Annotated in this window: 21 protein-coding genes; 18 read left to right on the forward strand and 3 right to left on the reverse strand. The window is 63.5% G+C overall.

The genetic code is table 11. The annotated features are described in order from the left end of the window. Both ACHMW6_RS12780 and ACHMW6_RS12785 read right to left on the reverse strand, forming a co-directional pair. Positions 1-1,182, reverse strand: a complete 1,182-nt coding sequence (locus tag ACHMW6_RS12780) for an acetyl-CoA C-acyltransferase (protein WP_395407461.1) — start codon at positions 1,180-1,182, stop codon at positions 1-3. Between the two features lie 31 nt (positions 1,183-1,213). Continuing rightward, a complete protein-coding gene (locus ACHMW6_RS12785) occupies positions 1,214-1,999 on the reverse strand; it encodes an enoyl-CoA hydratase/isomerase family protein (protein ID WP_395407462.1) in 786 nt (261 codons plus the stop codon). 211 nt (positions 2,000-2,210) lie between these two features. On the opposite strand from ACHMW6_RS12785, the gene ACHMW6_RS12790 reads away from it, so the two are divergent. The 8 genes from ACHMW6_RS12790 (at position 2,211) to ACHMW6_RS12825 (ending at position 10,534) form a co-directional block, all read left to right on the forward strand. Then, positions 2,211-2,411, forward strand: a complete 201-nt coding sequence (locus ACHMW6_RS12790) for a hypothetical protein (protein ID WP_395407463.1) — start codon at positions 2,211-2,213, stop codon at positions 2,409-2,411. 168 nt (positions 2,412-2,579) lie between these two features. Next, positions 2,580-2,918, forward strand: a complete 339-nt coding sequence (locus ACHMW6_RS12795) for a UxaA family hydrolase (protein ID WP_395408597.1) — start codon at positions 2,580-2,582, stop codon at positions 2,916-2,918. Between the two features lie 15 nt (positions 2,919-2,933). After that, positions 2,934-4,145 carry a UxaA family hydrolase gene (locus tag ACHMW6_RS12800; RefSeq protein WP_395408598.1) on the forward strand — a complete coding sequence of 404 codons (1,212 nt, stop codon included), beginning with the start codon at positions 2,934-2,936 and terminating at the stop codon, positions 4,143-4,145. 1 nt (position 4,146) lies between these two features. Next, entirely contained in the window at positions 4,147-5,160 is a 1,014-nt protein-coding gene (locus tag ACHMW6_RS12805) for an aldo/keto reductase (protein WP_395407464.1), read from the forward strand. 25 nt (positions 5,161-5,185) lie between these two features. Next, a complete protein-coding gene (locus tag ACHMW6_RS12810; protein WP_395407465.1) occupies positions 5,186-6,052 on the forward strand; it encodes a fumarylacetoacetate hydrolase family protein in 867 nt (288 codons plus the stop codon). 70 nt (positions 6,053-6,122) lie between these two features. Continuing rightward, on the forward strand, positions 6,123-7,433 hold the full coding sequence (gene fucP / locus ACHMW6_RS12815) for an L-fucose:H+ symporter permease (protein ID WP_395407466.1): 1,311 nt from the start codon (positions 6,123-6,125) through the stop codon (positions 7,431-7,433). Further along, positions 7,426-8,190 (forward strand): SDR family NAD(P)-dependent oxidoreductase, encoded by a 765-nt coding sequence (locus tag ACHMW6_RS12820; RefSeq protein WP_395407467.1) that lies wholly within the window; start codon positions 7,426-7,428, stop codon positions 8,188-8,190. The genes fucP and ACHMW6_RS12820 overlap by 8 nt, the downstream gene beginning before the upstream one ends. 187 nt (positions 8,191-8,377) lie before the next feature. Further along, positions 8,378-10,534, forward strand: a complete 2,157-nt coding sequence (locus tag ACHMW6_RS12825; protein ID WP_395407468.1) for an exo-alpha-sialidase — start codon at positions 8,378-8,380, stop codon at positions 10,532-10,534. Positions 10,535-10,592: 58 nt separating this feature from the next. Here the strand turns inward: ACHMW6_RS12825 and ACHMW6_RS12830 are convergent, their stop codons facing one another. After that, on the reverse strand, positions 10,593-12,236 hold the full coding sequence (locus ACHMW6_RS12830) for an alpha-L-fucosidase (RefSeq protein WP_395407470.1): 1,644 nt from the start codon (positions 12,234-12,236) through the stop codon (positions 10,593-10,595). Between the two features lie 203 nt (positions 12,237-12,439). Here ACHMW6_RS12830 and ACHMW6_RS12835 point away from each other — a divergent pair, with 203 nt between their 5' ends. From ACHMW6_RS12835 to ACHMW6_RS12880, 10 genes are all read left to right on the forward strand, one after another. Next, positions 12,440-13,450: a zinc-binding alcohol dehydrogenase family protein gene (locus ACHMW6_RS12835; RefSeq protein WP_395408599.1), complete on the forward strand. Its 1,011-nt coding sequence runs from the start codon at positions 12,440-12,442 to the stop codon at positions 13,448-13,450. Next, entirely contained in the window at positions 13,451-14,587 is a 1,137-nt protein-coding gene (locus ACHMW6_RS12840; RefSeq protein ID WP_395407471.1) for a mannitol dehydrogenase family protein, read from the forward strand. Between the two features lie 48 nt (positions 14,588-14,635). After that, on the forward strand, positions 14,636-15,550 hold the full coding sequence (locus ACHMW6_RS12845) for a GntR family transcriptional regulator (RefSeq protein WP_395407473.1): 915 nt from the start codon (positions 14,636-14,638) through the stop codon (positions 15,548-15,550). 52 nt (positions 15,551-15,602) lie between these two features. Next, positions 15,603-16,433: an amidohydrolase family protein gene (locus ACHMW6_RS12850; RefSeq protein WP_395407474.1), complete on the forward strand. Its 831-nt coding sequence runs from the start codon at positions 15,603-15,605 to the stop codon at positions 16,431-16,433. 11 nt (positions 16,434-16,444) lie between these two features. Next, positions 16,445-16,774, forward strand: coding sequence for an L-rhamnose mutarotase (locus ACHMW6_RS12855; RefSeq protein ID WP_395407475.1), 330 nt, complete (start codon positions 16,445-16,447; stop codon positions 16,772-16,774). Positions 16,775-16,785: 11 nt separating this feature from the next. Then, a complete protein-coding gene (locus ACHMW6_RS12860; RefSeq protein ID WP_395407476.1) occupies positions 16,786-18,264 on the forward strand; it encodes a tryptophan halogenase family protein in 1,479 nt (492 codons plus the stop codon). Positions 18,265-18,380: 116 nt separating this feature from the next. Beyond that, entirely contained in the window at positions 18,381-19,904 is a 1,524-nt protein-coding gene (locus ACHMW6_RS12865) for a tryptophan halogenase family protein (RefSeq protein ID WP_395407477.1), read from the forward strand. Positions 19,905-19,929: 25 nt separating this feature from the next. Further along, a complete protein-coding gene (locus ACHMW6_RS12870; RefSeq protein WP_395407479.1) occupies positions 19,930-21,123 on the forward strand; it encodes an alpha-L-fucosidase in 1,194 nt (397 codons plus the stop codon). Further along, positions 21,117-21,335, forward strand: coding sequence for a hypothetical protein (locus tag ACHMW6_RS12875; protein WP_395407480.1), 219 nt, complete (start codon positions 21,117-21,119; stop codon positions 21,333-21,335). Before ACHMW6_RS12870 ends, ACHMW6_RS12875 begins: the two co-directional genes overlap by 7 nt. A 121-nt stretch (positions 21,336-21,456) precedes the next feature. After that, positions 21,457-23,061: an alpha/beta hydrolase-fold protein gene (locus tag ACHMW6_RS12880; RefSeq protein WP_395407482.1), complete on the forward strand. Its 1,605-nt coding sequence runs from the start codon at positions 21,457-21,459 to the stop codon at positions 23,059-23,061. The last annotated feature ends 19 nt before the right edge of the window (positions 23,062-23,080 follow it).

A 23,080-nucleotide genomic window follows, 5' to 3' on the forward strand; every position in this document is an offset into this window, starting at 1 on the left:
TCAGGGCAGCACTTCGAACAGGCCGGCCGCGCCCATGCCGGAGCCGATGCACATGGTCACCACGACATATTTGGCGCCGCGCCGGCGGCCTTCGATCAGCGCGTGGCCGACCAGGCGGCTGCCGGTCATGCCGTACGGGTGGCCCAGCGCAATGGCGCCGCCATTGACGTTCAGGCGCTCGTCCGGAATGCCCAGCTGGTCGCGGCAGTACAGGGCCTGCACGGCAAAGGCTTCATTCAATTCCCACAGGCCGATGTCGTCCACCGTGAGCCCGGTCTTGCGCAGCAGCTTGGGGACGGCGTATACGGGACCGATGCCCATTTCGGCCGGTTCGCAACCCGCCACCGCGAAGCCGCGGAAGACGCCCAGCGGGTGCAGGCCGCGTTTTGCCGCCGCATGGTCGCTCATCAGCACGCAGGCCGAGGCGCCGTCCGACAGCTGGCTCGCATTGCCGGCGGTGATCACGCCGCCTTCGATCACCGGCTTGAGCTTGGCCACGCCGTCGTAGGTGGTGTCGGCGCGGATGCCTTCATCTTCGCCGACGGTGAGGCGGACGATGGATTCGGCGCCGGTGGCGCGGTCAACCACCTTGCTGTCCACCGTGATGGGCGCGATTTCGGTATCGAACTTGCCGGCGGCGCGCGCTGCGGCGGCGCGCTGCTGGCTCTGGGCGCCGTACTGGTCCTGCACTTCGCGCGAGATGCCATATTTCTTCGCCACGAATTCGGCCGTCTGCAGCATGGGCCAATAGACTTCCGGCTTGTGGCCGGCGATCCACGCGTCTTCCAGGTTCACGCGGTTCACATTGTTCTGCACCATCGAGATCGATTCCAGCCCGCCGGCAATGAAGACATCGCCTTCGCCGCCCTGGATGCGGTAGGCGGCGTCCGCGATGGCCTGCAGGCCGGATGAGCAGAAGCGGTTGACGGTGACGCCTGGTACGCTGACCGGGAAGCCGGCGCGCACCGCAATCTGGCGCGCGATATCGTAGCCGGTGGCGCCTTCGGGCGAGGCGCAGCCCATGATCACGTCCTCCACTTCGGCCGGATCGGCGCCGGCGCGCTGCAGGGCTGCACGGGCCACGTGCGCGCCCAGTTCGGCGCCGTGGGTGATATTCAGTGCGCCGCGCCAGCTCTTGCAGAGCGGCGTGCGCGCGGTCGATACGATCACTGCTTGGGTCATGCGCTTCTCCTGGTGATGGATGCGAATGGGCCTAGCGGCCGGTCCATTTGGGTTCGCGCTTGGCGAGGAAGGCTTCCACGCCTTCTTTCGCGTCGGCCGACTGGTGCACCACATTGCAGGCCAGCGTTTCCATCGTGATCAGGCTTTGGGTGTCGGCGTCCAGGCCGCGGTTGATCGCCATCTTGGTGATCTTCATGCAGAACGGACTCTTGTCGATCAGCGGGGCGACGAAGTCCTCGATCAGCTTGTCGAAGTCTTCCGGTGCGCTGACGTCGTTGACCAGGCCCCAATCCGCGGCCTGTTCGCCGGTCAGCAGCTTACCGGTCAGCATCAGCTCCTTGGAGCGGCGGATGCCGATATAGCGCGGCAGGCGGTAGATCGGGCCCGCGCCGCCGAACAGGGCGCGGCGGATGTGGAAGTCGCCGATGCGCGCGGTGGTGGTGGCCAGGGCGAAGTCGCAGGAAATCATCAGCTCGAAACCGCCCGCGACCGCATAGCCTTCGACAGCGGCGATGGTCGGCTTGCTGCAGGAGTAGAAGCGGTCGTAGGTCTGGGCCGAAACCATGGCCAGGTTGATCGAATCGTTGGTGGTGGCCAGGCGCGGGCCCACCAGTTCGCCCAGGTCGGCGCCCGAGCAGAAGGTGTTGCCGCGGCCGCGCACGACAACGGCAAGCACATTGTCGTCCTTCTCGGCGCGATCGATCGCGATCCCGATCTGCTCCAGTACTTCCGGACTGACGCAGTTGCGCTTGTGGGGGCGGTTGAGCCAGATGGTGGCGACCTTGTTTTTCACTTCGTACTGAATGACGTCGGACATGGAACCTCCAGGGTTGGAATGCGACCGACCGGACGGTCGGGTTACTTGAAGCTTAATGTAATCCTTGGACAGTGTCAACACGGTCCCCGGCGGGGGCAACCGGGATTTGGACTACAGGAAAAGCAGGAATTCCCTACAGTAATTGAAAATACTTGAACGTAATATCTTCAGCAACGCCCCAGCCAGGGGAATCACGCGCCCCTGCATTCGAATGGAACCCGAACGCGAACCCGAACCCGACTCGCCCGAAATGCGCGAACTGGTCGCCAGCCTGCTGGCGTTACGCGATTGCCTGGTCAACGCAGGGCAGGCGCTACGCGACATTCACGGCCAGATCGACCTCGAGGCCCAGCAGCGTGCACGCGAGGCGCTGGAAAAACTAATCGCCGCCAGCCGCCGCCAGGGCGACTGAACAAGGTCGAATAGGGCAGTCGGGCACTGGTTGCTTATGTTGCGATGCAGCATAGGAATCGGTCGTATGTTTTGAATTTATAGAATACAATTTTCAAAACACCTGCCCGGCGCCGCAATCCGGCAAAGGCAGGCCATGACCGCATTTCTTTACCTGCAAAGGACAGCCATGCCAAGCATCACCCCGGAGCAGCCCAGTAGCCTGCTGCTCATGTCACCAGAGGATAATTGCCTTATTGCGCGCGTCGACCTCAAGGCCGGGGACACGGTTTACATCGATGGCCACGCGGTGACTCTTCCCGGCAACGTTCGCCTCGGCCACAAAGTCGCCCGCCGCGCGCTGCCGGCGGGAGAGAAGGTGCTGCGCTATGGCGCCATCATCGGCACCGCGACGGCGCCAATCGCGATTGCTGCGCATATCCACACGCACAATCTCGAGAGCGACTACATCCCGACTTATACGCTGGACCAGGACGGCCATCATTTCATCGGAAGCAAAGCACAATGACCAACGCCCACTAGTATCGCCAATATTGCCCTGACGGGTTATCCGCGCGCGGACGGACGCAAGGGCATCCGCAATGTCGTTGTGGTCGCCTATCTCGTGGAGTGCGCGCATCATGTGGCGCGCCTGATCGTCAATGCCTTTCCCGGCCAGCCGGTGCACCTGATCGGCTTCCCCGGATGCTACCCGAACGAATATGCGGACACGATCATGCGCCGCGTGCTGACCCACCCGAACGTCGGCGCGGCGCTGCTGGTGTCGCTCGGATGCGAGAGCTTCGACAAGACCGGCGTAGGGCAAGCCGTCGCGGACAGCGGCCGGCCGGTCCACACGATCACCATTCAGGACGCAGGCGGCACCCGCTCGGGCGTCAAGGGCGGCGTGGAGTGGGTGCAGTGGGCGCTGGAAGACCTGGCCGGCCAGGAGCGCGTCCCGATGCGGCCCGATGAACTGATCGTGGCCACGATCTGCGGCGGCTCGGACAGCACCAGCGGTATCACCGCCAATCCGGCCGTCGGCGCCGCCTTCGACCAGCTGATCGCGGCCGGCAGCGCCTGCGTGTTCGAGGAAACGGGTGAACTGGTCGGTTGCGAATTCCACATGAAGCGGCGCGCGGTCACGCCGGAACTGGGCGAGGCGATCGTGCAGACGGTGGAAAAGGCTTCGCGCTACTACACCATCATGGGGCATGGCAGTTTCGCGCCAGGCAATGCGGACGGCGGCCTGACGACGCAGGAGGAAAAGTCGCTGGGCGCCTATGCCAAGAGCGGCGCCTCGCCGATCAGCGGCATCCTGAAGCCGGGCGATTTGCCGCCAACCGGCGGCCTTTACCTGCTCGACGTGGTGCCGGACGGCGAACCGCGCTTCGGTTTCCCGAATATCTCGGACAATGCCGAAATCGTGGAGCTGATTGCCTGCGGTGCCCACGTCACGCTGTTTACCACCGGGCGCGGCTCGGTGGTCGGATCCGCGATCTCTCCCGTCATCAAGGTGTGCGCGAACCCCGCGACCTATGAGCGCCTGGCTGACGACATGGATGTCAACGCCGGCCGCATCCTGACCGGCCACGCCAGCATCGGCGAAGTTGGCAGTGAGATCGTGGAGCTGGTTGCCCGCGTCGCGAATGGCGAGTGCACCCGTTCGGAAGACCTGGGCCACCAGGAGTTCATCCTCACCTACAAGCAGTTCGAGCCGATCGGCCCCGGCTGCCTGCCACTGAAGGCTGCCTGACATGGAGCTGGCGAATACAGGACGCCTGGCGCGCAGCGGCCTCGCGCTGACAAAGCTGGGCCTCGGCTGTGCCCAGCTGGGCGGTTTGTACCAGGCGATGACGGACGGCGATGCCCGTGCGCTGGTCGATGCCGCCTGGGACCTGGGCATCCGCTACTTCGATACGGCGCCGTACTATGGCTTCACGCTGTCCGAGCGGCGCCTGGGTGCGGCGCTGCGCGAACGGCCGCGCGGCGAGTATGTGATCAGCACCAAGGCCGGCCGCCTGATGCGCCCTGATCCGGGTGTACAGCCCGGCGAGTGCGGCTGGGCTGCGCCGCTGCCGTTCCGGCCGCATTACGACTACACGCACGACGGCATCCTGCGTTCGCACGAGGACAGCCTGCAGCGCCTTGGCCTGGACCGCGTCGACATCCTGTATGTGCATGACATCGGACGCGTCACGCATGGCGACCGCCACGCGCACTATTGGGAACAGCTGACCGATGGCGGCGGCCTGCGTGCGCTCGAACGGCTGCGCGGGGAGGGCGCCATCGGGGCGTTCGGCCTCGGCGTCAATGAATGGGAAGTGGTGGCCGACGCGCTGGACGTGTGCGCGCTGGATTGCGTGCTGCTCGCCGGCCGCTACACCTTGCTGGAGCAGGCCTCGCTGGCGCCTCTGATGGATCGCTGTGCGCGCGAAGGCACGGGCGTCGTCATCGGCGGCCCATTCAACTCCGGCATCCTGGCGGGCAGCAACAAGTTCAATTACGAGGATGCGCCGGCCGCGGTTGTCGAGCGGGTACGGGCCCTTGCCGCTGCCTGCCGCGAATTCGGCGTGCCGCTGCAGGCCGCCGCCTTGCAATTCCCGCTGGCCCATCCTGCCGTAGTCTCGTGTATCCCCGGCGCCCAGGATGCTGCACAGCTGCGCCAGAACGCGCAATGGTTTTCCCAGTCCGTGCCTGCCGCGCTGTGGCAGGCGCTCGCACAATCCGGACTGGTGGATCCGCGCGCGCCGCTGCCCCCTAGTCATTAAAGCAAACCATATTTAAAGGAGTAACATGAAACTGCTGCGCTTTGGCCCCAAAGGCGATGAGAAACCCGGCCTGCTGGACGCCGATGGTGTGATCCGCGACCTGTCCGGCGTGCTGCCCGACCTGACATCGGCCCAATTGGCGCGCGGCGCGCTGGCCCGCCTGTCCGACATCGATCCGTCGCGGCTGCCGGCCGTTGACCAGCCGGTGCGCCTTGCGCCCATCGTGGCCGACATCGGCAAGCTCATTTGCGTTGGCCTGAACTATTCGGACCATGCGGCCGAATCGGGCATGGCGGTACCGGCCGAACCCGTGCTGTTCATGAAGGCCACCAGTTCCATCATCGGCTGCAACGATGCGGTCGTGCTGCCGCGCGACTCCGTCAAGAGCGACTGGGAAGTGGAACTGGGTGTTGTGATCGGCAAGCGCGCGCGCTATGTCGACCAGGCCGATGCGCTGGACTATGTGGCCGGCTACTGCGTCGTGAACGACCTGTCGGAGCGCGAGTACCAGCTGGAACGGGGCGGCCAGTGGGACAAGGGCAAGGGTTGCGATACCTTTGGCCCGGTCGGTCCGTGGCTGGTGACCACCGACGAAGTGCCGGATCCGCAGAACCTGGACATGTGGCTGGAAGTGAACGGCAAGCGTTATCAGACGGGCAACACGCGCACCATGGTATTTACTGTCGCGGAGCTGGTCAGCTATATCAGCCGCTTCATGACGCTCGAACCGGGCGATGTGATCAGCACCGGCACGCCGCCGGGCGTTGGCCTCGGCCAGAAACCCGATCCGGTCTACCTGAAGCCCGGCGACCGCATGCGGCTCGGCATCGCTCACCTGGGTGAGCAGGAGCAGACCGTCCATGCCTGGAACGAGGAACTGATCGACGGCTAAGCGGCAGCAGGCAGGGGCAGCAAACTGGACAAACAGGCGACAAGAGCGCCGGCACGGAGACTTTGCACACATGACGGAACCCTCGGCACGACCTTCTTACCGCTTCGCACTAGTGATGATCACCACATTGTTCTTCATGTGGGGTTTCGTCCATAATCTCGATCCGATCCTGATTCCGCACTTGCGGCGCTCGTTCAGCCTGTCGGTGCTGCAATCGGCCTTCGTGGATTCGGCAGTGTTCATCGCCTATTTCGTCATGGCGCTGCCGGCCGGCTTCCTGATCCGCAAGGCCGGCTACAAGTGTGCGATCCTGGCCGGCCTGCTGCTGTTTGCCATTGGCTCGCTGCTGTTCATCCCCGCTGCGAACACGCAGCAGTACGCGGTTTTCCTGGCTGCGCTGTTTACCATTGCCTGTGGGCTGACGATCCTGGAGACGGCCGCCAATCCCTACGTGACCTTGCTGGGCAGGCCGGACAAGGCGGCACAAAGGATCAACCTGGCCCAATCGTTTAATGGGCTGGCGGCCACCCTTGCGCCCATCATCGGGGCACGCCTGATCCTGGTGCAGGGGGCCAGCGAACAGCAACTGGCCGCCATGCCGGCCGCGGCGCGCCAGGCGGCGCTGGCGGCGGAAGCGGCCAGCGTAAAAGGCCCCTATATGGCGCTGGGTCTGGTGATCCTGGCAATTGCGCTCATCTTCTTTTTCCTGAAATTGCCTGAGGCGGAGACTACGGCGGCGGACAAGCACGGCGACGCGCCGGCCGCCAGTTCGATCGGCGACACGCTGAAGGTCCCGGCCATCCGCCGCGCCGTCATCGCGCAATTCTTCTACGTTGGCGCACAGGTTTGCGTGTTCAGCTTCTTCATCCTGTTTGCCACCAGGGCGGCCGGGGTGTCGGACGTGAGCGCTGCCGACTACCTGGGCTGGGGCTGCGGCATGGCGTTCATGGTCGGCCGTTTCGCCGGCACCTGCCTGATGCGCTTCATCGCCCCTGCGCGGCTGCTGCTGATGTACGCGATGGCCTGCGCCGCACTGGCGGTCGTGGCCATGCTCACGCAAGGACTGGCGAGTATCGCTGCCGTGATCGGCATCGCATTTTTCATGTCGATCATGTTCCCGACCATTTTCTCGCTGGGTATCCAGGGCGCCGGCGCGCACACGGAAATGGGCAGCAGCCTGATCATCATGGCCATCGTCGGCGGCGCCTTGCTGCCGCTGCTGTTCGGCCTGGTCAGCGACCTGACGCACAACGTGCAATTCGGTTATGCGGTGCCGCTGCTGTGCTTCCTCGTCATTGCCTGGTTCGCGCGCGCGTCGCTTCAGGCCAGCCACGGGGAGCGCGCAGCCACCATATCAATAGGAGTCATGGAACGTGTTTAAACTGGATAACAAGAAGGCGGTGATCACCGGCGGCGGCAGCGGCATCGGCAAGGCGATTGCCAGGCTTTTCGCACAGCAGGGAGCCGTGGTGCATGTGATCGATGTCGACGATGCCGCCTGCGAGCAAGTGGTACGCGAGATCCGGGATCAGGGCGGCGTGGTGTCCGCGCATGCCTGCGATGTGACAAGCCAGGCTGAGGTGAGGACACGGCTGGCGGAGATCGGCCCGATCGACATCCTGGTCAATAACGCCGGTATCGCACACATCGGCAAGGCGGACAACACCAGCGAAGAAGACTTCGACCGCGTCATCAATGTCAACGTCAAGGGCGTTTATAACTGCCTGCACGCCGCGATCCCGCAGCTGCGCGCCAATGGCGGCGGCACCATCGTCAACATGGCGTCTGTTGCAGCCTGGGTCGGCGTCAAGGAGCGCTTTGCCTATTCCACGGCCAAGGGGGCGGTCATGGCAATGACGCTGTCCGTCGCCAAGGATTACCTGCAGGACGGCATCCGCTGTAATTCCATTTCACCGGGACGCGTCCATACGCCTTTCGTGGATGGTTTCCTGGCGCGCAACTATCCCGGCAGGGAAGCGGAGATGTTTGCGCAATTGTCCAAGACCCAGCCGATAGGCCGGATGGCCAAATCGGAAGAAGTGGCTGGACTGGCCTTATACCTGTGCAGCGACGAAGCGGCTTTCATCACCGGTACCGACTACCCGATCGATGGCGGCTTCATCACCCTGAACGGCTGATGTTGCGGGCCTGTTTTATGAATTTCACCAGGGGCTTCACAATTTAGCCCAAGCGCTTGTGCGCTATCGCTTCCTAAATTGGCTTTATATATATTGAAGACATTCTTGTGTTGGCTGCCGGCAAGTCTGCGGCGCCGGTGCAGGAATGGATGGTTCAAATATATCTATTCAATAGGAGGCAAGTAAGATGAGGTTCATCAGAACAGTGCTTCACCGCGCGGTGCCCTGGGCCGCGGCCGCAATCGGACTGGCGTCGCTGAGCGTATCGCAGCCCGCGGCGGCCTACACCTGGGACAACGTGGCCATTGGCGGCGGCGGTTTCGTGTCGGCCGTCATACCCAGCAAAACCCAGGGTATCGTGTACGCGCGCACCGACGTCGGCGGCGCCTACCGGTGGGACAACACCAATGGCCGCTGGGTGCCGCTGCTGGATTGGGTCGCGGAAGACCAGATCGGCTATCTCGGCGTGGATTCCCTGGCCGTGGATCCCAAGAACGCGGCCAATGTCTATATGCACGTTGGCATCAGCTACTTCAACGGCGGCAAGAGCGCGATCCTGCGCTCGACCGACTATGGCGCCACTTTTTCCGTCACCGACGTGACCAATCAGTTCAAGGCGCACGGCAATGGCATGGGACGCCAGAATGGCGAGCGGCTGATCGTCGATCCGGGTTCGAGCAATGTGCTGTATGTGGGCACGCGCTGGAACGGCCTGTTCAAGAGCACCAATTCCGGCGCGTCCTGGTCGCAGGTGACCTCGCTGAATGTGACGACCACACCGAACGATAACGGCATCAGCGTGGTCATGGCCGATCCTTCCAGCGTGTCCGGCGGCGTGGCGCAGCGGCTGTTTGTCGGCGTATCGCGCTACGGCTCGGTGGGCGCGAATTTCTATCGCAGCGACAATGCCGGCGGCTCCTTCAGCGCCGTTTCCGGCGGCCCATCGGGCCTGATGCCGCAGCGCGCTACGTTTGACGGCGCCGGCAACCTGTACATCACTTACGCGAACGGCGCCGGTCCTCACGGGAACCAGTCGGGCTCGGAGCCGATGGACACTGGCCAGATCTGGAAGTACACGATCTCGAACGGGGCGTGGACCAATGTGACGCCGGCCGGCGTGACGCGGGCCTTCAGCGGCATCAGCGTCGATTCTTCCAATTCCCAGCGCCTGGTCGCATCGTCTGTCAATCAGTATGCGGCACAGGGCAACGGCTGGGGTGACCATGTCTATATCTCCACGAACGGCGGCGCCAGCTGGACCGACGTGATGGCGCGCGGCTTCGCCAAGGATACGGGCGGCATCAGCTGGATTGCGAACGGTACGATCCATTGGGCCGGTACTGCGGTTTTCGACCCCTTCAATAGCAAGACGGTGTGGCTGACTTCGGGCAACGGCATCTTCAAGACCAGCGATATCGATGCCACGCCGACCACCTGGACCTTCGTTACCAAAGGGCTGGAAGAGACCGTGCCGCTGAATATGGTCAGTATCCCGGGTGGGCCGGCCTTGTCCGCGCTGGGCGACGTCGACGGCTTCCAGCATTACAACGTCTACACCTACAGCAACCCGATGTACTCGCCGACGATGGGCACGACCACGGGCCTGGCCGTGGCTGACGCGAACACGAACAGCGTGGTGCGGGTGGGGAACACGATGTACACCTCCGCCAACGGCGGCACCAACTGGTCGGCAACGACCATGAACGGCAGCAAAGGGCAGGTGGCCTTGTCGGCCAGCGGCACGGTGCTGCTGCATAGCCCGGAAAGTTCCGCGACGACTTACCGTTCCACCAATATGGGCGCAAGCTGGTCGGCGGTGGGCGGCCTGGGCGTAAGCAATGCACGGCCGGTAGCGGATCCTGTCAATTCCACCAAGTTCTACGTGCATAATCCGGGCGATGGCAGCTTCATGATCAGCACGGACAGCGGCGCCAGCTTCTGGAAGTTCAATACGCTCGCCACCGGCGGAGAAAGCATGATCCGCGCCGCGCCCGGCCGGGAAGGGGATATCTGGGTTCCGCTGAATGGCGGCGGCCTGGCGCGCACGACGAGTTCGGGCTGGCAGTTCACGAATATCGCCAATGTCACCAATTGCTTTGCGGTTGGTTTCGGCAAGGCGGCAGCGGGGGCGACGTATCCGACGGTCTTCATCTGGGGCACGGTGGGCGGTGTGCGTGGCCTGTTCCGCTCTACCGACGAAGGCGTCAGCTGGACGCGCATCAACGACAACGGGCACCAGTACGGCGGGCCGGGTAACGGCAGGTTCGTGCTTGGGGATATGAACACCTTTGGCGTGGTCTATATGAGCACGGCCGGGAGGGGAATCGTGATGGGCAAGCCGTAAGCTTGCCCGGAAGCCGGGGCGGAATCGCCCTGGCTTTATTGCAGGTCGCCGACGCGGATCAGACGATCTTCAGAGTAATGGCATAGGGCAGGGCGGCCTTGTCGGCCGGCAGCGTCACTTGCAGGCCGTCGGCGGTCTGGCGGAATGCCAGCGGCGCCTTCCTGCCCACCAGTTCCACCCGCGAGATGCTTTTCTTCAGGTGCTCACTGCCGCTGCGCATTGCGTTGATGGACACCTTGCCATCGGCCGGCCAACCCAGCACGAAGGCGTAGACTGTGCTGTCCTTGGTCGTGAAGCGAATATCGTCGGCGGTGAAGGGCTTGTTCTTGCCCTCATTAAAGCCGGCGCCGGACATGGGGGCCGCCGCTTCGCGCGTGGAAGGGCCTTCGCCGTAAATGTGCCATGGACGCGTGTCATAGATGCCTTCACTGTTCACCGCCATCCATTGGCCGATCTCTTCGACAATCACGCGCTCCTGTTCGTCGATGCTGCCATTGCCGCGCACGGGAACGCTCAACAGCAGATTGCCGTTCTTGCTGACGATGTCGATCAGCGTGTGCACCACTGTCTGTGCGCTCTTGTAGCTCTTGCTGTCGTACACCCGGCGATCGTAGTGCCAGCTGCCGATGCAGGTGCAGGTCTGCCAGGGCAGGGGTTCGATCTGGCTGCTCTGGCCACGCTCGATGTCCATGACCATGCACTGGCGCTGCACGGCATCGAGGATCTTGCCGTTGACGACCGCCTCCAGCTTTCCTTTCTGTGCAATACTGCGGTTGTAGATGTGGGCCGTGAGGCGCAGGCCGACGTCGCTGGCTGGCCACAGCGGCAGAACGGTATCGTCGAAATACACCAGGTCGGGATCATAGGAATTGACCAGGTCTACGGTGCGGTTGTAAAGCTTGTCGGCATATGCCGGGTCCGGAATCGAAGCGCCGCCGCGCCAGTGCCATTGCTCGTCCGAGACGCCGCCCTGCGTGGCATTCTTGCTCAGGGCGTGGCGTTGCGCGTAGAGCGCCTGCGGATCGCGTCCCTCCCACCATTTGCCGCTGCCGTCCGCCCTGGTCAGGTTGCCGTCATAAGGGACGCCGGCGAACGCGCCATTCTTGTCCGCGCCTTGCGCCACTTCGAACCAGGTCCAGGCATGGGCCGCATGCACGCTGACGCCGAAGCGCAGGCCGTGCTTGCGCACTGCCTTGCTCCAGCCGGCCATCAGGTCCTTCTTCGGGCCGATCCTGGTCGAATTCCACTCCGGCTGGTGCTTGCTGTCGTACAGGTCGAAGTTGTCGTGGTGGTTGGCGAGGGCAACGAAGTACCTGGCGCCGGCTTTTTTGTAAAGGCCGACCAGGGCGTCCGGGTCCCAGCGATCCGCCTGCCATTGATTGATGACGTCCTTGAAGCCGAACGCCGATGGATGTCCGTATTTTTTCAGGTGGTATTTATAGGCTTCGCTGCCTTCCTCATACATGCCGCGGGCATACCAGTCGCCGAATTCCGGCTCGCATTGGGGGCCCCAGTGGGCCCAGATGCCGAATTTCGCGTTGCGGAACCAGTCCGGTGTGCGGTAGGCGGTCAGGGAAGTCCAGTCCGGCGTGAACGGGCCGGCGGCCATCGGCTCGCGGCCGTCGGCTGCGTGCGCATACCGGGACAGCGCCAGGGCAGGGATGGCGGCAGCCATCTGCTGCAGGAGGTCTCGTCTCTTCATTCTGTTTTTCCTTCGCTAAAGTGCAACGACCAGCTATGGTGCCCGCCGAATGCCTTTTCGACAATTATAAAAATCACCAGGCGCGGACATGATTAACGCGGGTCCGTGCTGACACTCACAGTATATTTGCATCCTGCTTAAAAATGTTTTAAATTTATAGAATACCGACGAAGAACTACTGAAAAGGCAAAAATATGGGTCAGATGAAGAGTGTCGTATGCGTGGCGCCCGGCGAACTGCGGTTGGGGCATGGGCCGATTCCGTCGGCGGGGGAAAACGAGGTCCTGTTGCGGGTGCGCCGCATTGGCGTATGCGGCACGGACATGCATATCTTTCGCGGCACCCAGCCCTTCCTGCAGTATCCGCGCGTGATGGGGCATGAACTGTCGGGCGAGGTGGTCACGGCGCCCGCCGGGTCCGGTCTCGGGCCGGGCGACCAGGTATTCGTGATGCCTTATCTGTCGTGCGGCGATTGCGTGGCCTGCCGCAAGGGCAAGACCAATTGCTGCACCGGGATCCAGGTGCTGGGCGTGCACCGCGACGGCGGCATGGCCGAATATCTCGCCGTGCCCGCGCAGTTCGTCCTGAAGACCGAAGGCATCTCGCTGGACGAAGCGGCCATGCTGGAGTTCCTCGCCATCGGCATGCACGCGGTGCGCCGCGGCGCGGTGCAGGCCGGCCAGCGCGTGCTGGTGGTCGGGGCAGGCCCGATCGGCGTGGCCCTGTCCCTGTTCGCATCCCTGAAGGGCGGCGAAGTCACGGTGCTTGATACCCGGCAGGATCGCCTGGACTTTTGCAAGGATGTGTTGAAGGTCGCATATGCGGTCAAGGCCGGCGAGGGCGACCGTGAAGCGCTGCAGGAAATCACCGGCGGCGACTTCTTCGACGTGGTCTTCGACGCCACTGGCAATATCAAGGCAATGGAGCGTGGCCTGGAATTCGTCGCCCACGGCGGTGCCTACGTCCTGGTGTCGATCGTGCCGGAGCGGATTTCTTTCGCCGACCCGGAATTCCACAAGCGCGAAACCAGCCTGCTTGGCAGCCGCAACGCCACGGTGGATGACTTCCGCGAAGTGCTGGCGGCGATGAAGGCGGGCCTGGTTCCCACTCTGGCGATGAATACCCATCGGACCACGCTGGATGAATTCATCGAGACCCTACCGCACTGGATGGATCCTGCCAGTGGCGTGATCAAGGCCATCGTCGAGGTGTAAATGACCGCAATTCTGCAATTCGGCACCAGCCGCTTCCTGCAGGCCCATGTCGACCTGTTCATCGGCGAGGCGCTGGCCGGGGGGGCGGCGCTGGGACCGGTCACGGTCGTGCAAACCACGGACAGTGCGGACAGCGCGAAGCGCATCGCCGCCTTCAACCAGCCGGGCGGCTATCCGGTGCGGATACGCGGGCTGCTGGACGGTGTCGTGGTGGACCGCGTGCAAACTGTCGCTTCTGTCCAGCGTGGCCTTTCCGCGCAGCGCGACTGGGCGCAAGTGCGCGAACTGGCCGCCGGGCCGGTACAGGTCATGATATCCAATACGGGCGACAGGGGATATGAGCTGTCGCCCGACGATCATCCGGGCTTGCTGGAGGGCGATGTGGCGCCGCGCAGCTTCCCGGCCAAGCTGCTGGTGCTGCTGCACGGGCGCTACCTGCGTGGCGGCGCTCCCGTCACCCTGCTGCCGTGCGAACTGGTGGCCGGCAATGGCACGGTGCTGCGGGAATGCGTCCTGCAGCTGGCGCGGGATTGGGGTCTCGGCCTGGCGTTCGCCAACTGGCTGGCCGGCGCATGCGTGTGGGTCAATTCGCTGGTCGACCGCATTGTCTCCGAGCCGATCGATCCCGTGGGCGCGGTGGCGGAACCGTATGCGCTGTGGGCCATCGAGGCCCAGCCTGAAATGCAGCTGCCGTGCGCACATGCGCAAATCGTCGTGACCGACAGGCTGGAACCTTATGAGCGGCGCAAGCTGTTCCTGCTCAACCTCGGACACAGTTTCCTCGCCGAATGCTGGCTGCGGGAGGAACGCCCCGAGGGGGAAACGGTGCTGCAGGCGCTGTCCGATCCCCGCCTGGGCGCCGAACTGGAAGCGCTGTGGGAAGAAGAAGTCCTGCCGGTGTTCCGTGCGCTGGGCGAGGAAGAGGCCAGCCGCGCCTACCTGGACCAGGTCCGCGAACGCTTCGGCAACCCGTACCTGGCCCACCGGCTGGCCGATATTGCGAAGAATCACGAGGAAAAGAAGCTGCGGCGTTTCCAACCTGTCCTGGCGCTGGCGCGCGAGCTCGGGCTGAATATTCCCCAGGCGCGCCTGCGCAAAGCGCTGGAAAGGGCTGCAACGGGAGTTCCGGTAAAATGATGCATCGTTCACACGAGCTGACCGCCAGCGCGGCGCATTCCATACTTCATGGCCAGACCTCCCACCATCTTCAAGCGCAGCGCCAATCTGCTGCTGCAGTACATTGCCAGCCATGTGGCGGTTGGCGAACCTCTTCCGACCGAGCAGCACATGGCCGAGCTGGGCGAGGGCAGCCGCACGGCGATCCGCAGCGTGCTCGCGCATTTTCACGAGAGTGGGCTGATCAGCGACCTGAAGGAACGGCGCCTGCTGCGCAAGCCCTTGCGCAAGGATTACTTCGACCTGGCCGAGTTGCAGACGGGGGCGGACCGCATCCGGCAGGTGCTGATGGAGCGGATCTACCAGAGCGACCTGCCGCCCGGCGCGGAGTTTTCGGAATCGGAGCTGGCGCGGGCGGCGGGAACCAGCACGATCAGTGTGCGCGAATTCCTGATCGGCTTTTCGAGCTCGGGCCTGATCGAGAAGAAGCCCCGGGGCGGATGGCGCCTGTGCGCCTTCGACCGCTCTTTCGCCATGGAACTGGCCGATGTGCGCCAGATGTTCGAGTTTGCCGCCATCGACAATTTTGCCAACCTGCCGCAGGGCGACCCGGCGTTCGCCGAACTGCAGCGGCTGATTGTTCGCCACGAGCAGCTTGGTTCCATCATGCCGACGCACCACAAGGATTTTCCGGCGCTCGACCGGGATTTCCATACCTTCCTGATCGGGTTGATGAACAATCGCTTTGCACAGGGTTTCTACGATCTTGTTTCGCTGGTGTTCCACTACCACTACCAGTGGGACAAGGATTCCGAGTCGGCGCGCAACGAGTATGCGGTGCACGAGCACCTGGACATCCTGCGTGCGCTGGCGCGGCGCGACGTCGCCGGGGCGCGCGAAGCGATGCGCATCCACCTGAATTCTTCCCGCAGCACCTTGCTGCAAGCGATCCGCGCGCGCGAGATGAAGGCGCACGCGGCCTGAAGCGGCGTCCGCGGCGGCAGCATGCCTGCCGCCAGCCGGCACGGAAGGAGGCATGATGCTGGTCGACGCACATCAGCATTTCTGGCGCCTGGCGGACCGTCACGGCGCCTGGCCGCCGCTCGCGCTGGAAGCCATCTACCGCGATTTCCTGCCCGGCGACCTGGCGCCCTTGCTTGAACGGCAAGGCGTTGCGAAGACTGTGCTGGTGCAGTCCATGCCCAATGAAGAGGACACGCTGTTCATGCTGGACCTGGCGCGCCGCCACTCCTTTATCGGCGGCGTGGTCGGCTGGGTCGACATGAAGGCGCCCGGCGCGGCCGCGCGTATCGATGCCCTGGCGGCCGATCCCGCGCTCAAGGGTTTGCGCCCCATGCTGCAGGACCTGGAAGACGAGCGCTGGATCGACGATGCCGCGCTGGCGCCCGCGGTGCAGGCCATGCTGCGCCATCGCCTGAGTTTCGATGCCCTGGTCCTGCCGCGCCATCTGCCTGCCTTGCTGGCCTTCGCCGAACGCTACCCCGAACTGCCCATCGTGATCGACCACGGCGCCAAGCCGCTGATCGCGCAAGGCCTGCTGGAACCGTGGCGCAGCGATATCGCGCGGTTGGCGTCCATGCCCCAGGTGCATTGCAAGCTGTCCGGATTGGTGACCGAAGCGGGCGCGCGATGGGATGTCGAGCGCTTGCGTCCCTACGTGGGGAATCTGCTCGCCTGTTTCGGTCCGCAACGGCTGATCTGGGGCAGCGACTGGCCCGTGGTAAACCTCGCCGCTACCTACGCTGATTGGCTCGCGGCCTGCGCATCGCTGCTGGACGGCGTGGGCGCAGCGGACCGGCGCGATATCTTCGGCTTGAATGCCCGGCGCTTCTACCGTATCGATTGAGGAGTATTAGAATGCAAAGAATGGGAATGGTGATCGGCATTGCGCCGGAAAAGATCGCGGAATACAAGGCCTTGCACGCCGCCGTCTGGCCCCAGGTACTGGCCAGGCTTGGCGAGGCGAATGTGCGCAACTACACGATCTTCCTGCGTGAACCGGAGAACCTGCTGTTCGGCTATTGGGAGTACCATGGCGAGAACTTCGAGGCCGACATGCAGCACATCGCCGCCGATCCTGAAACGCGGCGCTGGTGGACTTTCTGCAGCCCCTGCCAGGTCCCGCTGGAGAGCCGCGCCGAGGGCGAACACTGGGCGATGATGGAGCCCGTTTTTCACATGGACTGAATTGAGTTGCCATGAAAATTGATCGCGTCGTTGTCGTTGGCGGCGGCACTGCAGGCTGGATGAGTGCACTGGCACTGGTGACGGGCCTGCGTGGGCGGACCGTCGAGTTGATTGAATCCGAGGAAATCGGCATCGTCGGAGTAGGGGAGGCGACCTTCCCGTCCATCCGCGACTACAACCGCATCGTCGGCATCGACGAAGCCGACTTCCTGCGCGCGACGCAAGGTACTTACAAGCTGGGAATCGAATTCCGCGACTGGCGCGAGCGGGGCGAGAGCTACTTTCACACCTTCGGCGATTTTGGGCATCTGAGCGGAACGGACTCCCTGTGGGGACAGTACCGCCGGCTGGGCGATGCTGCACTCGGCCAGTTCGGCGAGCAATGCCTGCCCACGGTGATGGCCATGCAGCAGCGCTTCTGCGTTCCGGATGCGGGTCCGGCGGAGCCCTTCAAGTATGCCTACCACTTCGATGCGGCCCTGTACGCCGATTACCTGCGCAAGCTGGCGCTCGCGCGCGGCGCGCGCCGCACGGAAGGGCGCGTCGTCGAGGTGCTGCGGCGTGAAGACGGGGGCGTGCGCAGCGTGCGCCTGGCCGATGGCAGGGAAGTTGCGGGCGACCTGTTCATCGACTGTTCCGGCTTCAGCTCCCTGCTGTTGGGGCGCACGCTCGGCGAGCCCTTCATTGATTTCAGCCGCTGGCTGCCGGTGGACCGGGCCTGGGCCTGTCCGTGCGAGCGCGGCAGCGGCGCCCTTGCGCCGTACACGCGCGCCACGGCACTGGAGGGCGGGTGGGCCTGGCGCATCCCGCTGCAGAATCGCACCGGCAATGGTCACGTGTTTTCCAGCCGCTATATCGACGAAGAGCGTGCGCGCGATCAGCTGCTGCAGCAGCTCGATGGGAAGCCGCTTGCCGAACCGCGGCTGCTGCGTTTTACCACCGGCCACCGGGCACGCTTCTGGGTACACAACGTCGTTGCGCTGGGGCTGTCGTCCGGTTTCCTGGAACCGCTGGAGTCGACCAGCATATTCCTGATCCAGAGCGGTTTGGGCAGGCTGATGGAACTACTCACCAGCGGTGCCCAGATCGGCGATGCGGCAATCAAGGGCTTCAATTCAGGGCTTGTGCGGCAGTTCGCCCGTATTCGCGACTTCATCGTGTTGCATTATTGCCTCACTGCGCGCCGCGACAGCGCATTGTGGCGCGACATGGCGAGCATGGATCTGCCGGAAACGTTGGCCTTCCGCCTGCAGGCCTGGCGCGAACACGGCGTTTTGCATTTGTATGACGAGGAAGGCTTCGATCAGCACAGCTGGCTCGCCATCTACGCGGGAATGCAGCACTGGCCCCGTTGCCAGGATCCGGTGTGGCAGGAGTTGTCGTCGAACGACGCCCAGAATGCGCTGCGCGCGCGCCGCCAGGCAATCGCGGAACTGGTCGCACGATTGCCTTTACATCACGATTACCTGAAGGCCGCGCTCGCGCGCTAATACCCGGCTTTTTCATTGAGGGGCTTGGTGATTTTCATAATTGCTGGCCTGTTCTGCGGCCAGCAAAATGGCGGGTAGCAGGGGCGCAGGCAAAAAAAAGAACGCAGGAGGGGGACATGTCCGAGAAGGCTATCCGAAAAATCGTCATCGTCGGCGGCGGCAGTGCCGGCTGGATGACCGCCGCTGGCCTAAGCACCATGTTGCGCAAGGCATGCGAGATCGTGCTGGTCGAGTCGCCGGAAATTGGCACCGTCGGCGTTGGTGAAGCGACACTGCCGACCATCCGCTATTTCAACCGGGCGCTCGGCCTGGATGAAACCGAATTTATCAGGAAGACCCAGGCCAGCTACAAACTGGGCATCGAGTTCAAGGACTGGGGGCAGGTGGGCAACCGCTTCTTCCACGGCTTCGGCAGTTTCGGTCCGCAGATCGAAAACCGGTCGCCGCACCTGCACTGGCTACGCCTGAAGCAGGATTTCAAGGATATGCCATCCTATGAAAACTTCTCGATTGCGACCGTGATGGCGCGGCAGAATCGCTTTACGCCGCCTTCGGCCGAAGTGCCCGGCATATCGGACGCTTATTCCTATGCCTACCATTTCGATGCCGGCCTGTATGCCGCTTACCTGCGGGAGGTTGCCACGGGGCGCGGCGTGCAGCGCATCGAAGGCATGATCACCGACGTCGAACAGCACCCCGAAACAGGCTTCATTACGGCCATCAATCTGCGCGACGGCCGCCGCATCGATGGCGACCTGTTCGTCGATTGCTCCGGCTTTCGCGGACTGCTGATCGAGGGCGTCTACAAGGCCGGCTATGACGACTGGAGCGCCATGCTGCCTTGTAACAGTGCGCTGGCGGTGCCCTGCGAGAAGAGCGCCAACTTCACTCCCTACACCACGTCGACGGCGCGCGATGCCGGATGGACCTGGCGCATTCCGCTGCAGCACCGTACCGGCAACGGCTATGTGTACAGCAAGGAATTCACGAGCGACGACGCGGCCGCGCGCGTGCTGCTCGATGGGCTGGACGGCAAGGCGCTCGGCGAGCCGCGCCAGTTGCGCTTCACGGCGGGCCGCCGCCGCAAGTCCTGGGTCAAGAACTGCGTTGCGATTGGGCTGTCGGGCGGTTTCCTGGAACCGCTGGAGTCGACCAGCATCAATATGATCGAGAATGCCATTGGATGGCTGATCCAGTTCTTCCCCGAGCGGGACTTCCAGCCTTCGCTGGCGAATGAATTCAATCGCCTGGTATCGCAGCGCTATGAATTCGTGCGCGACTTCATCATCCTGCACTACAAGATCACCGACCGGCGCGATTCGGAGCTCTGGCGCTACTGCGCGAACATGGCGATTCCCGACACGCTGCAGCACCAGATCGAGCTGTTCCGCGAAACCGGCCGCGTCGTGCTCTATGACCACGAGGGCTTTTCCGTATCTTCACACCTGTCGATCCTGATGGGACTTGGTGTTATCCCCAAATCGTACGATCCCCTGGTCAACCTGCTCGACTTTAACCAGCTACATGCCCATTTTCGCAACGTGCGCGATGCGGTCGCGAAGGTCGCCGGGCGGGCGCCGCTCCATGAGGACTACGTCAGGCGGCATGTGGCGGCAGCTGCCGCTGCCCGGTTGGCGTAATTTATTCGGCATTGATAAGGAAAAAATGGCAATCATTACAAAACGCCTTGCCCGGCGCCTGGCCGGAACGGTTTCCAGCCTGTTCGCGGCAATGTCGTTGTCGGCGCCCCTGTCCCTTGCCGGGGCAGCAGAAGCACCCGTCATTCAGGCTGCCGGCGACAGCGGCCAGCCTGGCAGGGACAATTGGTGGCGGGAAGCGCGCTTTGGCATGTTCATCCACTGGGGCTTGTATTCCATTCCCGGCCGGGGCGAATGGTTGCAGTGGAGCGAGCAGATTCCCGTGAAGGAGTACGCCAGGCTCGCCGATCAATTCAATCCCGCAGGTTTCGATCCAGCCGTGTGGGCCGATGTGGCCAAGGCCGCCGGCATGAAGTACATGGTGCTCACTTCAAGGCATCACGACGGTTTCGCCCTGTTCGACGATGGCGCCAACCCCTTCACGAGCGTAAACTCCGCCGCTCACCGCGATTTCGTGGCGGACTATGTGAAAGCCGCGCGCAAAGCGGGGCTCGGCGTGGGGCTATATTATTCGCCGCTGGACTGGCGTTTCCCCGGCTTCTATTTCCCCGATCTGCACCGCGATAGCGCGGAAGCGATGCGCGAGCAATACCATCGCCAGCTCAAGGCCCTGCTGTCGAATTACGGCAAGATCGACGTGCTGTGGTTTGACGGTGGCGAAGCGGACTGGCTGAATTTCGCCGGCGACTGGAGCGGGACGGAGGCAGGTGTCGGCTGGGCCAGGCGGCCGCAAGGCAAGCATTACAAGGGCGGTTTCAGCTGGCAGTCCGACAAGGCCTATGCCATGCTGCGCAAACTTCAGCCGGATGTCCTCATTAATGGCCGCGCCGATATGCCGGAAGATTTCCATTCGCGCGAGGGCGATGGCGCGCTCGGCGATTTCGATAACCGCCGCCCCTGGGAGCTATGCACGACCATCGCCGGCGCATGGGGCTACCAGGCGGGCATGATGCCGAAGCCGCTGGATCATTACATCCGTCTGCTGGTGAATGTGGTCGGGCGTGACGGCAACCTGCTGCTGAACGTCGGTCCCGTCCCGATGGCCGTATCGATGAACCGCAGGTCGAGCGCCTGCGCGAGATCGGCAATTGGCTGGGCAAGTACGGCCAGAGCATCTACGCGACCCGCGGCGGTCCCTTCCTGCCGGGCGAGTATGGCGTTTCGACCCACCATGACAAGACGATTTATGTCCACGTGCTGAAATGGCCGGGACAGAAACTGGTCCTGCCCGCCATTCCGGCCAAGATCGTCCGCGCCACGCCGCTGACAGGCGGCAAGGCGAGTTTTGCTCAGACCAGCCAGGGCATCGAGCTCACCGTGCCGGTTGCCTCCCGGGATGCGATGGACACGATCATCGCACTGGAGCTCGATTCGCCGGCGGGCGCGATCGGCACCGTGGCCGTCGCGAAGTGACCGGGCATTCGCTGCGTTCCGCGCGCATTTATCGTTTCCACGACTGGTGAATTTCGCAATTGCTCTGATTGAGAAGGCGTGGCCATAATCGCGCTACAAAAAATCTATAACGGAGCGATTGATGACCAAGACCACCCGTGCGCTGTCCCTATCTGCCTTGCTGCTGGCAGCTTTATGCACCGCGCAAGGCGTTCGTGCGGAAGATGCGGGCGCAAAGGCCGGCAAGCCAGCTTGCGCGATCACGCCGGCCCCGCGTTCCATCGAGTATCCCTGGATGTCGATCGCGCGCTGGCGCGAGATGTTTGGCGAGCAGGTTGCCCGCGCGCGGCAGGGCGATGTTGATGTGATGTTCCTGGGCGATTCGATCACCGAAATGTGGACGAAGTCCGTCTGGGACGAGAATTTCAGCCAGTTCAAGCCCGCCAATTTCGGCATTGGCGGCGACAATACAGGCAATGTGCTTTGGCGCCTGCAGGATCCGGCCATTGCGCGCCTCAAGCCGAAACTGGTGGTTCTGCTGATTGGCGTGAACAACATCAACCTGTGCGACGAAAAGCCTGAAGAGGTATTCCTCGGCATCCAGGCCGTGGTGGCGAAATTGCGCGGGCTGTACCCGTCGGCGCGCATCCTGCTCAATGCCGTACTGCCGGAAGGCGAGCTGCCCGATTCGCCGCGCCGCCGCAGCGTCGTAGAACTCGACAAAATGGTGGCGACGCTGGGGGACGGCAAGACCGTCTTCTTCCGCGACTACGGCCCGCATTTCGTCGGCGCGGATGGCAAGCTGTCCGCCGAGATCCAGCCTGATTTTCTGCACTTCTCGGAGAAAGGCTACCGCATCTGGGCGGCCGCCATGCGCCCGGACATCGAACAGCTATTGAGTAAAGACCCTAATCCGGAACAGCCTCGCCGGCCCGTGCCTGGTCCGGTGGCGCCGGGACCGGATGACGTGCGCGCTTTTCCTGTGGCGCCGGCCGGCTTTGCGGATGAACGCGCAGGTATTGCGCAAGGGCGCGTGGAAGAGTTCAGCTATGAATCGGCCGTTACAGGCGGCCGTCGCAAAGCCCAGGTCTACCTGCCGCCGGGCTACGCGGCCGGCAGACGCTATCCCGTGCTCTATCTGCTGCACGGTATCGCCGGCAACCAGGACGAGTGGCGCGGCTATGTGCGCGCCACGAAGATCTTCGACAACCTGAACGCGGATGGCAAGGCCGTGCCGGCCATTGTGGTGATGCCAAATGGACGCGCACTGCCGGACGACCGGCCGCCGCCGTCCGACCGCCTGTTCACGCCGGAGCACGTGGCCGGCTTCGCGCAGTTCGAGCAGGACTTGCTGTCGTCGCTGGTGCCTGCCATCGACCGGCACTACCCGACCCTGGCGAACCGCGGGCAGCGCGCCATCGCGGGCCTTTCGATGGGGGGCGGGCAGGCGCTGAACTTCGGCCTGGGCCACGCTGATACCTTTGGCTGGGTCGCCGGTTTCTCCTCGGCGCCCAACACGCAGGCTGCCGATGGCCTCCTGCGCGGCCGCGATGGCGCTCAGCTAGGGTTAAAGCTGCTCTACCTCTCATGCGGCAACAAGGATGGCCTGTTCGGCATTTCCCAGTCTTTCCATCGCTACCTGAAGGATCATGGCGTCGCGCACGTGTGGAACGTGGACGAATACGGGCATGACCGGGAGAGCTGGGCGGACAACCTGTATCACTTCTCGCAGCTTGTTTTCCGTTGAGCCGATGCGCACGATCCTG

Source organism: Pseudoduganella sp. UC29_106, assembly GCF_044055365.1.
In the GTDB taxonomy this organism is placed as follows: Bacteria; Pseudomonadota; Gammaproteobacteria; order Burkholderiales; family Burkholderiaceae_D; genus Rugamonas.

Coding starts and splice junctions, on each gene's coding strand:
- ACHMW6_RS12780 (WP_395407461.1), bottom strand. CDS start 1,182: ATGACCCAAGCAGTGATCGTATCGACCGCGCGCACGCCGCTCTGCAAG.
- ACHMW6_RS12785 (WP_395407462.1), bottom strand. CDS start 1,999: ATGTCCGACGTCATTCAGTACGAAGTGAAAAACAAGGTCGCCACCATC.
- ACHMW6_RS12790 (WP_395407463.1), top strand. CDS start 2,211: ATGGAACCCGAACGCGAACCCGAACCCGACTCGCCCGAAATGCGCGAA.
- ACHMW6_RS12795 (WP_395408597.1), top strand. CDS start 2,580: ATGCCAAGCATCACCCCGGAGCAGCCCAGTAGCCTGCTGCTCATGTCA.
- ACHMW6_RS12805 (WP_395407464.1), top strand. CDS start 4,147: ATGGAGCTGGCGAATACAGGACGCCTGGCGCGCAGCGGCCTCGCGCTG.
- ACHMW6_RS12810 (WP_395407465.1), top strand. CDS start 5,186: ATGAAACTGCTGCGCTTTGGCCCCAAAGGCGATGAGAAACCCGGCCTG.
- fucP (WP_395407466.1), top strand. CDS start 6,123: ATGACGGAACCCTCGGCACGACCTTCTTACCGCTTCGCACTAGTGATG.
- ACHMW6_RS12825 (WP_395407468.1), top strand. CDS start 8,378: ATGAGGTTCATCAGAACAGTGCTTCACCGCGCGGTGCCCTGGGCCGCG.
- ACHMW6_RS12830 (WP_395407470.1), bottom strand. CDS start 12,236: ATGAAGAGACGAGACCTCCTGCAGCAGATGGCTGCCGCCATCCCTGCC.
- ACHMW6_RS12835 (WP_395408599.1), top strand. CDS start 12,440: ATGAAGAGTGTCGTATGCGTGGCGCCCGGCGAACTGCGGTTGGGGCAT.
- ACHMW6_RS12840 (WP_395407471.1), top strand. CDS start 13,451: ATGACCGCAATTCTGCAATTCGGCACCAGCCGCTTCCTGCAGGCCCAT.
- ACHMW6_RS12845 (WP_395407473.1), top strand. CDS start 14,636: ATGGCCAGACCTCCCACCATCTTCAAGCGCAGCGCCAATCTGCTGCTG.
- ACHMW6_RS12850 (WP_395407474.1), top strand. CDS start 15,603: ATGATGCTGGTCGACGCACATCAGCATTTCTGGCGCCTGGCGGACCGT.
- ACHMW6_RS12855 (WP_395407475.1), top strand. CDS start 16,445: ATGCAAAGAATGGGAATGGTGATCGGCATTGCGCCGGAAAAGATCGCG.
- ACHMW6_RS12860 (WP_395407476.1), top strand. CDS start 16,786: ATGAAAATTGATCGCGTCGTTGTCGTTGGCGGCGGCACTGCAGGCTGG.
- ACHMW6_RS12865 (WP_395407477.1), top strand. CDS start 18,381: ATGTCCGAGAAGGCTATCCGAAAAATCGTCATCGTCGGCGGCGGCAGT.
- ACHMW6_RS12870 (WP_395407479.1), top strand. CDS start 19,930: ATGGCAATCATTACAAAACGCCTTGCCCGGCGCCTGGCCGGAACGGTT.
- ACHMW6_RS12880 (WP_395407482.1), top strand. CDS start 21,457: ATGACCAAGACCACCCGTGCGCTGTCCCTATCTGCCTTGCTGCTGGCA.